At 75.0% G+C, this 12,955-nt stretch carries 7 protein-coding genes and 1 pseudogene; 5 read left to right on the top strand and 3 right to left on the bottom strand.

Annotated elements, in window-relative coordinates; translation table 11 throughout:
• The first annotated feature begins 76 nt into the window (after window positions 1–76).
• Both AB0910_RS02255 and AB0910_RS02260 read left to right on the top strand, forming a co-directional pair.
• Window positions 77–862, top strand: a complete 786-nt coding sequence (locus tag AB0910_RS02255; RefSeq protein WP_366742742.1) for an aldo/keto reductase — start codon at window positions 77–79, stop codon at window positions 860–862.
• A gap of 110 nt (window positions 863–972) precedes the next feature.
• Window positions 973–1,278: a 4a-hydroxytetrahydrobiopterin dehydratase gene (locus AB0910_RS02260; RefSeq protein WP_366742568.1), complete on the top strand. Its 306-nt coding sequence runs from the start codon at window positions 973–975 to the stop codon at window positions 1,276–1,278.
• A 14-nt stretch (window positions 1,279–1,292) separates the two neighbouring features.
• On the opposite strand, the pseudogene AB0910_RS02265 reads toward AB0910_RS02260, so the two are convergent.
• Together AB0910_RS02265 and AB0910_RS02270 are read right to left on the bottom strand one after the other, a co-directional pair.
• Window positions 1,293–4,387 (bottom strand): annotated as a pseudogene (locus AB0910_RS02265) (glycoside hydrolase family 38 C-terminal domain-containing protein).
• Entirely contained in the window at window positions 4,380–6,473 is a 2,094-nt protein-coding gene (locus AB0910_RS02270; protein ID WP_366742569.1) for a DUF2264 domain-containing protein, read from the bottom strand. Before AB0910_RS02270 ends, AB0910_RS02265 begins: the two are co-directional and overlap by 8 nt.
• 362 nt (window positions 6,474–6,835) lie before the next feature.
• On the opposite strand from AB0910_RS02270, the gene AB0910_RS02275 reads away from it, so the two are divergent.
• The 3 genes from AB0910_RS02275 (at window position 6,836) to AB0910_RS02285 (ending at window position 9,646) form a co-directional block, all read left to right on the top strand.
• Window positions 6,836–7,741 carry a maleylpyruvate isomerase N-terminal domain-containing protein gene (locus AB0910_RS02275; protein WP_366742570.1) on the top strand — a complete coding sequence of 302 codons (906 nt, stop codon included), beginning with the start codon at window positions 6,836–6,838 and terminating at the stop codon, window positions 7,739–7,741.
• A gap of 557 nt (window positions 7,742–8,298) precedes the next feature.
• The gene (locus AB0910_RS02280; RefSeq protein WP_366742571.1) at window positions 8,299–9,162 is read left to right on the top strand and encodes an RNA polymerase sigma factor SigF; all 864 of its coding nucleotides are present in this window, start codon (window positions 8,299–8,301) and stop codon (window positions 9,160–9,162) included.
• A gap of 190 nt (window positions 9,163–9,352) precedes the next feature.
• The gene (locus AB0910_RS02285) at window positions 9,353–9,646 is read left to right on the top strand and encodes a hypothetical protein (protein ID WP_366742572.1); all 294 of its coding nucleotides are present in this window, start codon (window positions 9,353–9,355) and stop codon (window positions 9,644–9,646) included.
• A gap of 124 nt (window positions 9,647–9,770) precedes the next feature.
• On the opposite strand, the gene AB0910_RS02290 is transcribed toward AB0910_RS02285, so the two are convergent.
• Window positions 9,771–12,788: a glycoside hydrolase family 38 C-terminal domain-containing protein gene (locus tag AB0910_RS02290; RefSeq protein WP_366742573.1), complete on the bottom strand. Its 3,018-nt coding sequence runs from the start codon at window positions 12,786–12,788 to the stop codon at window positions 9,771–9,773.
• Window positions 12,789–12,955: the final 167 nt, after the last annotated feature.

A 12,955-nucleotide genomic window follows, 5' to 3' on the forward strand; every position in this document is an offset into this window, starting at 1 on the left:
CCACCGTACGAACGAAAAGGATCGACACCGCGTGAGCAGCAAGGTCCCCTCCCTCACTCTCAACAACGGCATCGCGATGCCGCAACTCGGCTTCGGCGTCTGGCAGGTCCCCGACGACGAGGCCGCCACGGCGGTCGCCACCGCGATCGAGGCGGGCTACCGCAGCATCGACACGGCCGCGGTCTACGGCAACGAAGAGGGCACGGGCAAGGCCGTCGCCGCCTCGGGCGTCGCCCGCGACGAGCTGTTCGTCACCACCAAGCTGGGAAACGGCGACCAGGGGTACGACGCGGCGCTGCGGGCCCTCGACGCCTCGCTCGGCCGGCTCGGCCTCGACTACGTGGACCTCTACCTGATCCACTGGCCGACGCCCGCCAAGGGTCTGTACGCCGAGACCTACCGGGCGCTGGAGAAGATCCTCGCCGACGGCCGCGCCCGCGCCATCGGCGTCTCCAACTTCCTGCCCGAGCACCTCGACGTGCTCGCCGCCGAGACGTCCGTGGTGCCCGCGGTCAACCAGATCGAGCTGCACCCGCAGCTCCAGCAGGCCGCGTCGCGCGCGGTGCACGCGAGCCGGGGCATCGTCACCGAGGCGTGGTCGCCGCTCGGCCAGGGCAAGGGCCTCCTCGAGGTGCCGACGGTGGCCGCGATCGCCCGCAAGCACGGCAGGACCCCCGCGCAGGTCGTCCTGCGCTGGCACCTCCAGCTGGGCAACGTGGTCATCCCCAAGTCGGTGACGCCGTCCCGCATCCGGGAGAACATCGACGTCTTCGGCTTCGAGCTGGACGACGACGACCTGTCGGCGTTCGCCGCGCTCGACGAGGGCAGGCGCCTGGGCGGCCACCCCGCCGAGGTGAACTGAACCGGCGGCGCGCGCCGGGCCCGTCGCCGGGGGGTGCCCGGCGACGGGCCTCGCCGGCGCACCGGGCGTAAAGTGGAGGGGGCCGGGTCCTGCGGACGGAGGAGAGCGCCATGGCGGCAGAGGCACTCGGGCAGGACACCGTGCGGGAGCGGCTGCGTGAGCTGCCGGGCTGGTCCCTCACCGAGGACGGCATCACCAGGATCTACCGCTTCGGCTCGCACTTCGCCGCCACCGCGATGGTCGTCCACGTCGCGCAGCTCCAGGAGGAGCTCAACCACCACGCGCGGCTCACCCTCGGCTACGACACCGTGTCGCTGAGCGTGCGCACGCACGACGCGGGCGGCGCCGTCACCGAGAAGGACCTCGAACTGGCCCGCAGGGTCGAGACGGCGGCCGAGGGCCACGCCGCGCGCTGACCCGCGCGGCGCGCTCAGCCGGCCGGGGCGGGGCGCAGCCTGAGGGTGCGGATCCGGAACGGCCGCAGCCGCAGATCGACCGAGAACCCGTCGGCGGACACGGCGAGTTCGCGCTCCGGTTTCTCCAGCAGGTCGCAGTCGTGGACCCCGGCGAGCGGGAAGCCCGCCGTCAGCCGGGTGCGCACGGCCCCGCCGCACGCCTCGTAGAGCCTGACGACGACGTCGCCACCGCGGTCGTCTGCGAGCTTCACCGACTCCACCACCGCGTCCGGGCTCTCCAGGGCGACCAGCGGCTCCGCGGTGGCGGCCGCGGGCCGCAGCGGCAGGTTCAGTGCGTAGCCGCCGGCGATCGCCTCCTCGACGCCCGCACCGGCGAGCAGGGCGTAGCCGAAGGTGTGGCGGCCCCGGTCGGCCCCGGGGTCGGGGCTGTGCGGCGCGCGCAGCAGGGAGAGCCTGACGGTCGTGGTGGTGCCGCCGTCCTGCCGGGTGTCGCGGGCGATGTCGTGCCCGTACGTCGAGTCGGTGAGCAGGGCGGCGCCCCAGCGGGGTTCGCCGACGTGGATCCAGCGGTGCGCCCACAGTTCGAAGCGCGCCGCGTCCCAGCTGGTGTTCTCGTGGGTGGGGCGGCGCACATGGCCGAACTGGATCTCGGCGCTCTCGTGCTCCGCGTGCACGTCGAGCGGCCATGCGGCCTTGAGCACGGTGTCGCGCTCCTGCCAGTCGATGTCGGTGCGCACGGTGACCTGCCTGCTTTCGGCGGCCAGTTCGAGGTGCTGGACCACGGTGGAGGCGCCGAAGGAGCGCTCCACCCTGACCGAGGCGAGCAGCGGCCCGCGCTCCGCGAGGACCACCGCGTCCGCCTCGTCCAGGTCGCGCACGGTGTCGCGGTAGTACGGGTCGAGGTTCCACGCGGACCACAGCGTCGGGTCGTCGGGGTGGAGTTGCAGCAGGTTGGCCGCGGCGCCGGGGCGACGGCCTCGCGCCCTGCGGCGCGGTCGCGCACGGAGGTCAGCAGCCCGCGCCGGTCGACGACGACGGTCAGCAGGCCGTTGTCCAGCACGAACCCGCCGTCGCACGCGCGCGCCGCCACGGGCGCCGCGGGCAGCCCCGTGGCCGCGCCGCCGCCCAGGGCGGGCGCCTCGGCGAGGACGGCCGCGCGGCCGTCGGAGAGCGGCTGGGCGCCGGGCGGCGCATCGGCGCCGGGGACGAGGGCGACCTCGCGGCGCTCGTACGGGCCGGAGTTGAGCAGCCCCGGCGGGCCGCCGAGCCGGGCCGCCGCCTCGGCGATCACCGCTTCGAGTCCGGCGCGCACCTCCTCGTACGCGCGCTCGGCCTGGCGGTGCACCCAGGCGATGGAGGAGCCGGGCAGGATGTCGTGGAACTGGTTGAGCAGGACCCGCCGCCAGAGGTCCGCGAGGCGCTCGTGGGGGTAGGGCGCGCCGGTGCGCACCGCGGCGGTGGCGGCCCACAGCTCGGCCTCGCGCAGCAGGGCCTCGCTGCGGCGGTTGCCTCGCTTGGTGCGGGCCTGGCTGGTGTACGTGCCGCGGTGGTTCTCCAGGTAGAGCTCGCCGCGCCACACCGGCAGCCGCTCGTACTCGGCGCGGGCGGCGGCGAAGAACTCGGCCGGGCGGACGATCTCCACCTTCGGCGAGCCCTCCAGGTCGCGCAGCCTGCGGGCCCTCTCCAGCATGGAGCGGGTGGGTCCGCCGCCGCCGTCCCCGTGCCCGAACGGGACAAGGGAGCGTGTCGCGGCGCCCTTGTCCTGGAAGTTCTCCTCGGCGTGGGCGAGTTCACGCGCGGTCAGCTCGGCGTTGTAGGTGTCGACGGGCGGGAAGTGCGTGAAGATCCTGGTGCCGTCGATGCCCTCCCAGGCGAAGGTGTGGTGGGGCAGCCGGTTGGTCTCGTTCCAGGAGAGCTTCTGGGTGAGGAACCAGCGCGCCCCCGCGAGCCGGGCGAGCTGCGGGTAGGCGGCGGTGCAGCCGAACGAGTCGGGCAGCCACACCCCGTCCTGCTCGACGCCGAACTCCTCGGCGAAGAAGCGCCGCCCGTACACGAGTTGGCGGGCGAGCGCCTCGCCGCCCGGGAGGTTGCCGTCCGCCTCGACCCACATGCCGCCCACCGGGACCCAGGTGCCCGCCGCGACGGCCTGCCGGATCCGGGCGAAGATCTCCGGGTGCTGCTCCTTGATCCAGGCGTACTGCTGGGCGGACGAGCAGGCGAAGACGAGTTCGGGGTACTCCCGGGCGAGGGCCGTCATGGTGGTGAAGGTGCGGGCGCACTTGCGGACGGTCTCGCGCACGGGCCACAGCCAGGCCGAGTCGATGTGGGCGTGGCCGACGGCGGCGACGGTGTGCGCGGAGGCGTGGGCGGGCCTGGCCAGCACCTCCGCGAGCCGCTCGCGGGCCGCGGCCGCGCTGCCCGGGACGTCCGCGGGGTCGACGGCCGCGGCGGCGCGGCGCAGGGCGTGCAGGATCCCGTGGCGGCGCGAGGAGCCGGTGGGGAGGCGGCGCATCAGCTCGTCGAGCACCTCGATGTCGTGGATCAGGTGCCAGACGTCCTCGTCGCGCACGGCGATCTCGGCCTGCCGCAGCCGGTAGAGGTGGGCGTCGCCCGCGGTCTCCTGCGAACCGTAGTGGGTGCCGATCCCGGCGCTGCCGACGATGGGCGGGTTCGCGGCGAGTTCCACATGGAGGCGCACGGGCTCGCCGCCGGCGGCGCCCACGGTGAGCAGCGCGCTGCGGCTGTAGGGGTGCAGGCCCTGGAGCGGCGAGCCCGACGCGTCGTGGACGAGGCCCTCGGCCTGCCCGCCCGGCCCCTTCGTCAGGTCGAAGCCGAGGTCGAAGACGGCCTCGACGCGGCGGCCCGCCCACGCGGCGGGGATCTCGCCCGTCGCCCTGAGCCAGGTCGTGCTCCAGGGCGCTCCCCAGGTGGCGCCGAGCGTGAAGGGCGCGTAGGCGGCGGTGAGGGCGTCGGCGACCGGCACGGGCTCGCCCTCGACGTGCCAGGCCGCCAGCGCGAGCGGGGCGGAGGCGCTGTAGAGGGCGGGGCGCACGACGCGTTCGAGGAGCGCGCGCACCCGTGCCTCGGTCATCTCGCGGTCGTCATGCACCGTGGGCGTCCTCCCGGGGCATTCGGGCCCCGGTGCCCGGCGGGGCGGGCAGGCGGACGGTGTCGCGAGCGCCGCAGGGCCAGGCGACCTCGGCGACCAAATCGGTGCCGTCCGCGCGGGCGGTGACGGCGGGCAGCGCCACGGGGTCGCCGCCGCCGAGGTGGACGAGGGCGGCGTAGAGGGTGCCGTAGGCGGCGGGGCCCTCGGTGCCGACGACGGGCGTGGCGGACGCGGGTCCGAGCGCGTTGCTCCCGCGGCCCTCGGCGAGGTGGGCGTGCGGCAGCCCGGCCACGCCGGTCACCAGCGAGACGAGTCCTTCGCCGCCCGCGACGCGCGCGGTGCCCGCCTCCGCGGAGCCCGCGGCGGCGGCTCCGGCCGCCGGGTCGACGGCGAGGGCCCAGCCGCCGACGCGCAACGGCCGGCGGGGGGCGGGGGCTTCTTCGGCCGGGCCGCCCCCGGCGGCGGCCTGAGCGTCCCCGGCGGCGGCCTGAGCGTCCCCGGCGGCGGCCTGAGCGTCCCCGGCACCGGCCCGGCCGTCCGGTGCCGGGTCGACGCGTACCGCCCGTACCTCGACCGAGCCGCGCAGCGCGGAGCCCACGGTGATCCAGGGGCCCTCGACATGGTCGCCCGACCGGCGGGCGAAGGGGTCCCAGGTGTCGTCGGCGGGCCAGTGGGCGCGGCTGCGGGAGACGGCGGTGGCGCCGTCGGCGCTGATCCTCACAAGCGGGCGGCGGTGGGAGGCGCGGCCCGCGGCGTCGAGGAGGGTGACCGCGTTGTCCACGGGGCCCGGCGTCGGGCCGAGCGGCCCGGCCGTGGGGTCGGCGGGGGTCTCGGGCGCCGCGTGGGTGGAGTAGGCGAAGCGCGCGTAGCAGGGGTCGTCGGTGTGCGCTCCCGCCGGGTCGGCGTGGTCGGCGCCGTGGTTGACGACGCGCACGACGCCGTCGGACGCGGTCGTGGAGAGCAGCCAGCCGGGGCCCTTGAGGATCCGCACGGTGTCCGCGCGCTCGACGGCGAGCGGGACGGCCTCAGCGGTCCACACGGGGTGGTCGGGCGGGAGCGCGAGGCCGATGAGGCCCTTGCTCGCCCAGTAGGGCGAGGCGGGGCCCGAGTACGCCTGGAGGACACCGCGGAAGGGCCGGTGCCAGCCGAGGGTGAGCAGTCCGCGCTCGTCGGTGGCGCCGTGCGCGGTGAAGTGGTCCAGCACGCGGCTCGCCAGGGCGCGGGTCTCGCCCGGCGCGAGCGGGGTGGCGTCGAAGACGGCGCCGGTCCACACCGGCGCGAGCGCCGCGTACCGGTACGTCAGGGAGCGGCCCTGGATGAGGGGCGAGCCGTTGGCGCCGACGAGCAGGCGCTGGTCGTCGAGGAAGCGGCGCAGCCGTGCGCGGTAGCGGTCGGGCAGCCCGGCGGGCGCCGCGTCGCCGAGGATGCGGCAGAACCACAGCGGGTAGAGGTGCATGGCCCAGCCGTTGTAGTGGTCGAAGTTGCGGAGCTCGCCGCCGGTGAGGCCGTCGGAGTACCAGCCGTCGCCCGCGTACCAGCCGTCGGTCAGGGCGATGGCGCGGTCCAGGTCCTCCTGGCGCCAACTGCCTCCGGCGGTACGGGCGAACGCCTCGGTGACGCCCTGGAACCACACCCAGTTGTTGCCCGGCATGTCGGTGCCGACCATCAGCGCGAGCCAGTCGAGGACGCGCTGCCTGACCCTGTCGGTGAGCCGGTCCCAGATCCACGGCCGGCTCTCGTGCAGGGCGAGCGCGATCGACGCGGCCTCCACCTTGGCCTGGTTGCGCTCGGCGAAGACGGGCCACCGCTCGGGGCTCGCGGGGTCGGTGCCCGCGGCGAGCCCGGCCGCGTACCACTCGGCGAGGCCGTGCGGATCGGCGCCGTTCGCACCCCGCAGCCGGAACCCGGCGAGCAGGAACGTCCTCGCGAAGCCTTCGAGTCCGTCGCTCCAGGGGCCGCTCGCACTGGCGGTGCCCGGCAGGTCGACGAGCGCGTGGCGGGCCGTGGCGTACGGGCGCACGGCGAGCAGCAGGTCGTCGGCGGTGCGCTCGAAGCGGGCGCGCTCCTCGGCCGGTGTCCTCGTCATGGGCGGGCGCCCTCCCGTGCCTTCTCGTCCTGCGCGCGGTCGGCCGGTTCGGGTCGCCCTGTCATGAAAGCCCTTTCACGAGGATCCGGGGGCGTCTTTGGCCGCCACCTGGACCGGCGGGGTCATGTAAGTCCAGCGGATCGCCGCGCGTCAATGGCGCCTGCGGGCACATCCCGTCGGCGGCCGCCTCCTTGACGGGGCGCGGGCGCGCGGAGAGGCGCCGGGGAAAGCGCGTTCCCCCTGGTCGCCGCGGGATGGCTGCCGGGGGACGGCGCTCGCGCCCCGGTGGATCACCGCGTGCGAGACTCGCCGTACTCGGCGGGGCGGCCCGGCGGGGGCGGAAGCGAGGGGAGCGTCGGCACATGGACATCGGGGAGCGCCCGTTGCTGCTGACCGAGCGGACGGGGCTCGACGCGGGGCCCGAGGTGGTCCGCGAGGTGCTGCGCGCGCACCGGGGCCGGCTGCTTGCCCGGCTGGCGCCGCTGGACGGTGAGGCCTGGGCGGCTCCCACGCGGTGCGCCGACTGGAGCGTCCACCACGTGGTGCGCCACCTCGTCGACATGGGCGGCTACGACGTGGCCAGGCTCGCGGAGCGGCCCGAACTCGCCCGGTACGAGGGGGCGGAGCCGTTCCGTCCCGCCCGCACCCCGCGGACGTGGCTGGCCCGCAGCGCGGACCGCACCCCCGCGCAGACCCTCGCCGACCTCCGCGCGGTCGCCGACGAGGAGGACCGCTGCTTCGCCTGGCGGATCGCCGCGAGCGCTGGACGCCCGGTGCGGGAAGCGGACTTGGCCGGCGCGCTGCCGAACCGGCCCATGCTGTGGTCGGCCCGCGCGCTGCACGTCCTGTGGGACGCGTGGCTGCACGAGCGCGACCTCGAACCGGTGCTCGGCCCGCCCGCGGCGCCCGGGCATCCTGAGACGGTCCGGCTCGTCACCCTCTACGGCCTGCTGCTCGCCGCCGGCATGGCCACGCGTACGGGGCACGTACCGGCGGCGCTCGTGACGGCCGGCGGTGCCTGCACGGCCTGGCTGATCGGCGGCTCGGCGCGGGACGTGACGGTGGCCGAGGTGCCGGCACCGCGGCCCCCGGGCTCTTCTGCGGCGCGGACCGGCCCGCCCGGTGGCGTACCCGCGCTCCACGCGTCCACCGCCCAGGAGCTGCTCGACAGCCTGAGCGGCAGGGGCGCGCCCCTGGCCGAGGTGCTGTCGGGCCCCGCGGGGCCGCGCGACGCCCTGGGCCTGCTGGCGGCCGCCATGAACCGCTGAGCGGGACGGCGGGACGGCAGGACGGCGGGAGTCGGGACAGCGGGGCCGCGGTGCGGGAGGCCGTCGGGCGGCGCGAGGATCCTCAGGCAGGTTGATGAGTCGGCCTTGGCACATGGACGATGGCCACGCCGTCGGCACGGTCGCCTCCGCCCTGCTCGCGGGCGTCAGCGAGCCGGTGCACCGGGTGCACCGGGTGCCGGTCGGGGGGGGGGAGGGCTGACGATGCCGGAGCGGACCGCCTCGCGCACCTGGACCGCTTCGGCCCCACCGCCTCGTCAGCGCCGGCACCTGGAGCCCGGCGCCCTGTCAGGGCCGCCCCCGGCGCCGGGGTGCGGGTACTGCGTTCCACCATCGGGCGCGGCTGCCACGGCCCCGCGCCCGTCAAGGGGCACGGGCCGCACCGCTACACCTTCCGGCTGTTGTCCTGGCTGCCTCGACCCGTTCCCGGGGCGGCGTGGCCCCGGCCCGGACCGAAGGATTCCGCCATGGGTGAATGACCCGCCGGGACGCGGGCAGGCGGGCCCGTGGACGAGATCCGCCGCTGAGAGGTGATGTACATGGCCACCGGCACTCCCCTGGCGTCCGGCGAGGCGGCGACGACCACGGCAGGGCTGCCGGTGATCGCCGATCCGACGAAGGTCGCACCGCGGGACGCACGGGAGCTGTCGAAGATCTTCTTCGACCGGCTCCAGGTCCTCGAAGAGGGCACCCCCGCACACCAGTACGCGCGCAACACCCTGATCGAGATGAACCAGACCCTGGTGCGGTTCGCCGCCAACCGCTTCCGCAACCGGGGCAGCGGCGAGATGGAGGACGTCCTCCAGGTGGGCACGATCGGCCTGATCAAGGCGATCGACCGGTTCGAGCTGTCCCGCGAGGTCGAGTTCACCTCCTTCGCCGTCCCCTACATCGTGGGGGAGATCAAGCGGTTCTTCCGCGACACGAGCTGGGCCGTGCACGTGCCGCGCCGGCTCCAGGAGCTCCGGGTCGAACTCGCCAAGGCCAAGGAGCTGCTGGGCACCCGGCTCGACCGGGAGCCCACGGTCAAGGAGCTGGCCGGGCTGCTCGACCTGCCGGAGGACGAGGTCGTGGAGGGCCTTGTCGCGACGAACGGCTACACGGCGGGCTCGCTTGACATGCCGGCGAGCGAGGAGGGCGACTCCGGGGGCACCGCCCGCACCTTCGCCGACGTGATCGGCGAGGACGACCCGGACATGGAGAAGGTCGAGAACCTGCACGCGCTGGCGCCGCTGCTCGAGCAGTTGGACGAGCGCGAGCGGAGCATCGTGCGGATGCGCTTCGGCTCCGAGATGACGCAGTCGCAGATCGGCGCCGAGCTCGGCGTCTCGCAGATGCACGTCTCCAGGCTGCTGAACCGCATCCTGACCCGGCTGCGCGCCGGGATGCTCGTGGAGGAGTGAAGGGGCGCGGGGTCCCGGCCCGAGCAGGCCCCTCGGCTGCGGTCCTTCGGCAGCGGTGTGTCGTCGGCGGTCTGCCGTCGGCGGCCTGTCGTCGGCGGCCTGTCGTCGGCGGTACGGAGGGCGCTGTCAGACCCGTGGTGAAGACTTGGGGTGCTGACAGATCCTCACGTCGCGACACCAGGGGGCCGGGATGACAGAGAGCACCGCAGCAGGGGGGACGGCGCTGGCCACGGCGTCGGCCGGTGAGCGTACCGCGGCGCGCGCCTATCTGCGGCTGCTCGCCGCCGTACGGGCGGTGCTGCGCGACGCACCGGACGTACCGCAGGCGGGGCCGCTGCTCGCGGCTCCGCTCGCGGAGGCCGACGAGGCGCTGGGTGCGGCCGGTCTCGCGGGCAACGAGCGGGAGTTCCTCCGTCTTGTGGCCCGGCAGGCCGCCGCAGACGACCCGCGCCGCACGGCGCTCGACAGCGGGCCGCCCGCCTGAGGGCCCGGCCCAGGTGCGGGCGCCCTGGGCGGGCGCGCGGGTCGGCGGCGCGCCCGCCCCTGGCGTATGCGGTGCGCCGTACGGGCCGTGCCACGCCGCCGTGCCGCCGCCCGTACGCACGGGGTCAGCCGCGTGTCAGCCGCAGCGTGACCATCTGGAAGGGGCGCAGGGACAGCGCGATCGCGTCTCCGGTGACGTCCGGCCGCCCGGCGTCGGCGAGCGGCCGCTCCAGCAGGTCCGTACGTGCCGCGGCCCCGACGGGGAAGCCCGCGACGGAGACGACGGCGCGCGCCCGGCCGCCGCGCGCCTCGTAGACCCGTACGACCAGGTCGCCGCTGCGGTCGTCGGCCAGCTTCACCGCGCTCAGCACGACGGCGTCGTTGTCGATCGTGACGAGCGGGGCGACCTCGGTGGCGCCGCCGGTGAGGCGGCGTTCCGGGAGGTTGGCCCGGTAGCCCTCGCGCACCGCGTCACCCACGCTCGCGCCGGGGATCAGCGCGTGGCGGAAGCGGTGCACTCCCTGGTCCGTCTCCGGGTCCGGATAGCGGGGTGCGCGCAGGAGGGAGGCGCGGACGGTGGTGGTCGTGCCGCCGTCCTCGCGCACGGTGCGGGTGACGTCGTGGCCGTAGGTGGAGTCGTTGACCAGCGCGACGCCGAAGCCCGGCTCCTCCAGGTGCACGAAGCGGTGGTTGCAGGCCTCGAACTTCGCCCACTCCCAGCTGGTGTTGGTGTGCGTGGGCCGGTACACATGGCCGAACTGCGTCTCTGACGCGTACCGTTCGGCGTGCACGTCGAGCGGGAAGGCCAGCTTGAGGAACTTCTCCGTCTCGTGCCAGTCGACCTCGGTCTCGATGTCCACCCGCGCTGCCCCGGCCGGCAGACTCAGCCGCTGCGTCACGCTGGAGGCGCCGAAGACCCGCAGGACCCGCACAGAGCCGCCGTCGGCGGCGAGTTCGGCCACGTCGGTGAGGTCGGTGCCGGTGTTGCGGTAGAACGCGTCGACGTCCCAGGCGTCCCACTGGTTGGGGAAGTCGGGGTGGAGCTGGAGCAGATTGGCCGCCTGCCCCGGCGCGATCGCCTCGCGCCCTGTGGCCAGGTCGCGGGCGGAGACGACCAGGCCGCGCCCGTCGATCTCGATGCGCAGCAGGCCGTTGTCGAGGACGAAGCCGCCGCCCTCCCGCTCCGCGGGAAGCACGGTGCCCGTCGTGGCGGGTGCGGCCGCGCCGCCGGCCGGGACGCCCCCGCGCGGGTGCGGGGCGGCGTTGAAGGCGAGGGGCCTCTCGCCCTCCCCGGCCAGGGCACGCTGGGCTGTCTCGATGAGCGCGGTGAGTTCGGCGGCGATCCTGGCGTAGGTGGCGCGGGCCTCGCGGTGGACCCAGGCGATGGACGAGCCGGGCAGGATGTCGTGGAACTGGTGCAGCAGCACCGTCTTCCAGATCCGGTCCAACTCCTCGTACGGGTAGGGGGAATGGGCCCGCACGGCGGCGGTCGCCGCCCACAGCTCGGCCTCCCGCAGCAGGTGCTCGCTGCGCCGGTTGCCCTGCTTGGTGCCGGCCTGGCTCGTCAACGTCGCCCGGTGCAGCTCCAGATAGAGCTCACCCACCCACACCGGCGGCTCGGGGTACTCCGCCTGCGCCTTCGCGAAGAACTCCGAGGGCGACTCCCACACCACCCGCGCCGACCCCGCCAGGTCCTTCAGCCGGGCCGCCTTCGCGACCATCTCCCGCGTCGTGCCACCGCCGCCGTCGCCGAAGCCGGTCGGCGCGAGGGAGACCGTGGCCGCGCCCTTCTCCTTGAAGTTGCGGACCGCGTGGGCGATCTGGCGCCCCTCCATCGCGCAGTTGTACGTGTCGACGGGCGGGAAGTGGGTGAAGATCCGCGTCCCGTCGATGCCCTCCCAGTCGAAGGTGTGGTGCGGGAAGGCGTTGGTCCTGCTCCAGGAGATCTTCTGGGTGAGCAGCCTGGTGGACCCGGCGGCCCTGATGATCTGCGGCAGTCCTGCGGCGAAGCCGAAGGTGTCGGGCAGCCACGCCTCGTCGTTCTCGATGCCGAACTCGTCGAGGAAGAACCGCTTCCCGTGCACGAACTGCCGCGCCATCGCCTCGGACCCCGGCATGTTGGTGTCCGACTCGACCCACATGCCGCCCGCCGGCACGAACCGGCCCCCGGCCACCGCCTTGACGACCTTCGCCCACACCTCGGGCCTGTGCTCCTTGACCCACGCCCACTGCTGCGCCTGCGACATCGTGAAGACGAACTCCGGCTCGTCCTCGATCAGCGCAGTCATGTTCGCGGTCGTCCGCGCCACCTTGCGGACCGTCTCGCGCAGCGGCCACAGCCACGCCGAGTCGATGTGCGCGTGCCCGACCGCGCTGATCCGGTGCGCCCCGGGGTCCGCGGGGGTGGCGAGGGCCCCGGCGAGCTCCTCCCGCGCTGCGGCGGCCGTGCCGCCCACGTCCTGGAGGTCCACGGCGTCCAGCGCGCGGTCCACGGCCCGCAGGATCTCCCAGCGGCGCGCGCCCTCCACCGGCAGCTCCGCCATCAGCTCGCCCAGCACCTCGAGGTCGAGGACGAGGTTCCACACCTCCTCGTCGAGGACGGCGAGGTCCATCCGGCCGAGTACGTACTGGGGGCGGTCGCCCGCGGTCAGCGTGTCGCCGAGGCGGGTCGGCTCGAAGGGGTGGCCGCCGTCCTGGAGGTCCGGGTTGGACGCCGCCTCCACATGCCAGCGCACCTCCTCGCCGCCGCGCGCCGGACTGCCCACGCGGACATGGGAGTTGCGCGGGTGCAGGCCCTTGACCGGGGTGCCGTCCGGCAGATGGACGAGACCCTCGCACTGGAAGCCCGGGGTGGCCTTGGTGAAGCCGAGGTCGAGCACGGCCTCCACGGTGCGGCCCGCCCACGCGGCGGGCACCGTGCCGCTGACCGTGAACCACGTGGTGCCCCAGGGCGCGCCCCACGGGGTGCCGGGGGCGATCGGCACGGTGGGCGCGGCGATCCCCTCGGCGACGGGGACGGGTTCGCCGGGGGCGGTCCACATCCCGACGGTCAGCGGTGTCGACTCGGGGTATACGGCGGGCCGGATGCGCTCGCGGAGGACGCGCGTCAGGCGTCCTTCGACCAGGCTGCGGTCGTCGTGCATGAGGAACGGCTCCTGAAGGACGGACGGGTGCGGTGGGTGGGGACGGCCGCCGGCGGCGGCCCGGGAACGCGGATGATCTCTCTCCCGCGCGCCGGACTCCGAAACGCGGAAACGGTCTTCCGGCGACCCTATGGGACAGGCGACCGTGCGAGACAGGGGTGCGCGGG

The sequence above is a fragment of the Streptomyces sp. NPDC047002 genome, from assembly GCF_040704505.1.
Taxonomy (GTDB): domain Bacteria; phylum Actinomycetota; class Actinomycetes; order Streptomycetales; family Streptomycetaceae; genus Streptomyces.

What these genes read in the sequence shown, in the direction of transcription:
- AB0910_RS02255 (WP_366742742.1), top strand. Translation starts at nt 77, where the DNA reads ATGCCGCAACTCGGCTTCGGCGTCTGGCAGGTCCCCGACGACGAGGCC.
- AB0910_RS02285 (WP_366742572.1), top strand. Translation starts at nt 9,353, where the DNA reads ATGACAGAGAGCACCGCAGCAGGGGGGACGGCGCTGGCCACGGCGTCG.
- AB0910_RS02290 (WP_366742573.1), bottom strand. Translation starts at nt 12,788, where the DNA reads ATGCACGACGACCGCAGCCTGGTCGAAGGACGCCTGACGCGCGTCCTC.
- AB0910_RS02270 (WP_366742569.1), bottom strand. Translation starts at nt 6,473, where the DNA reads ATGACGAGGACACCGGCCGAGGAGCGCGCCCGCTTCGAGCGCACCGCC.
- AB0910_RS02280 (WP_366742571.1), top strand. Translation starts at nt 8,299, where the DNA reads ATGGCCACCGGCACTCCCCTGGCGTCCGGCGAGGCGGCGACGACCACG.
- AB0910_RS02275 (WP_366742570.1), top strand. Translation starts at nt 6,836, where the DNA reads ATGGACATCGGGGAGCGCCCGTTGCTGCTGACCGAGCGGACGGGGCTC.
- AB0910_RS02260 (WP_366742568.1), top strand. Translation starts at nt 973, where the DNA reads ATGGCGGCAGAGGCACTCGGGCAGGACACCGTGCGGGAGCGGCTGCGT.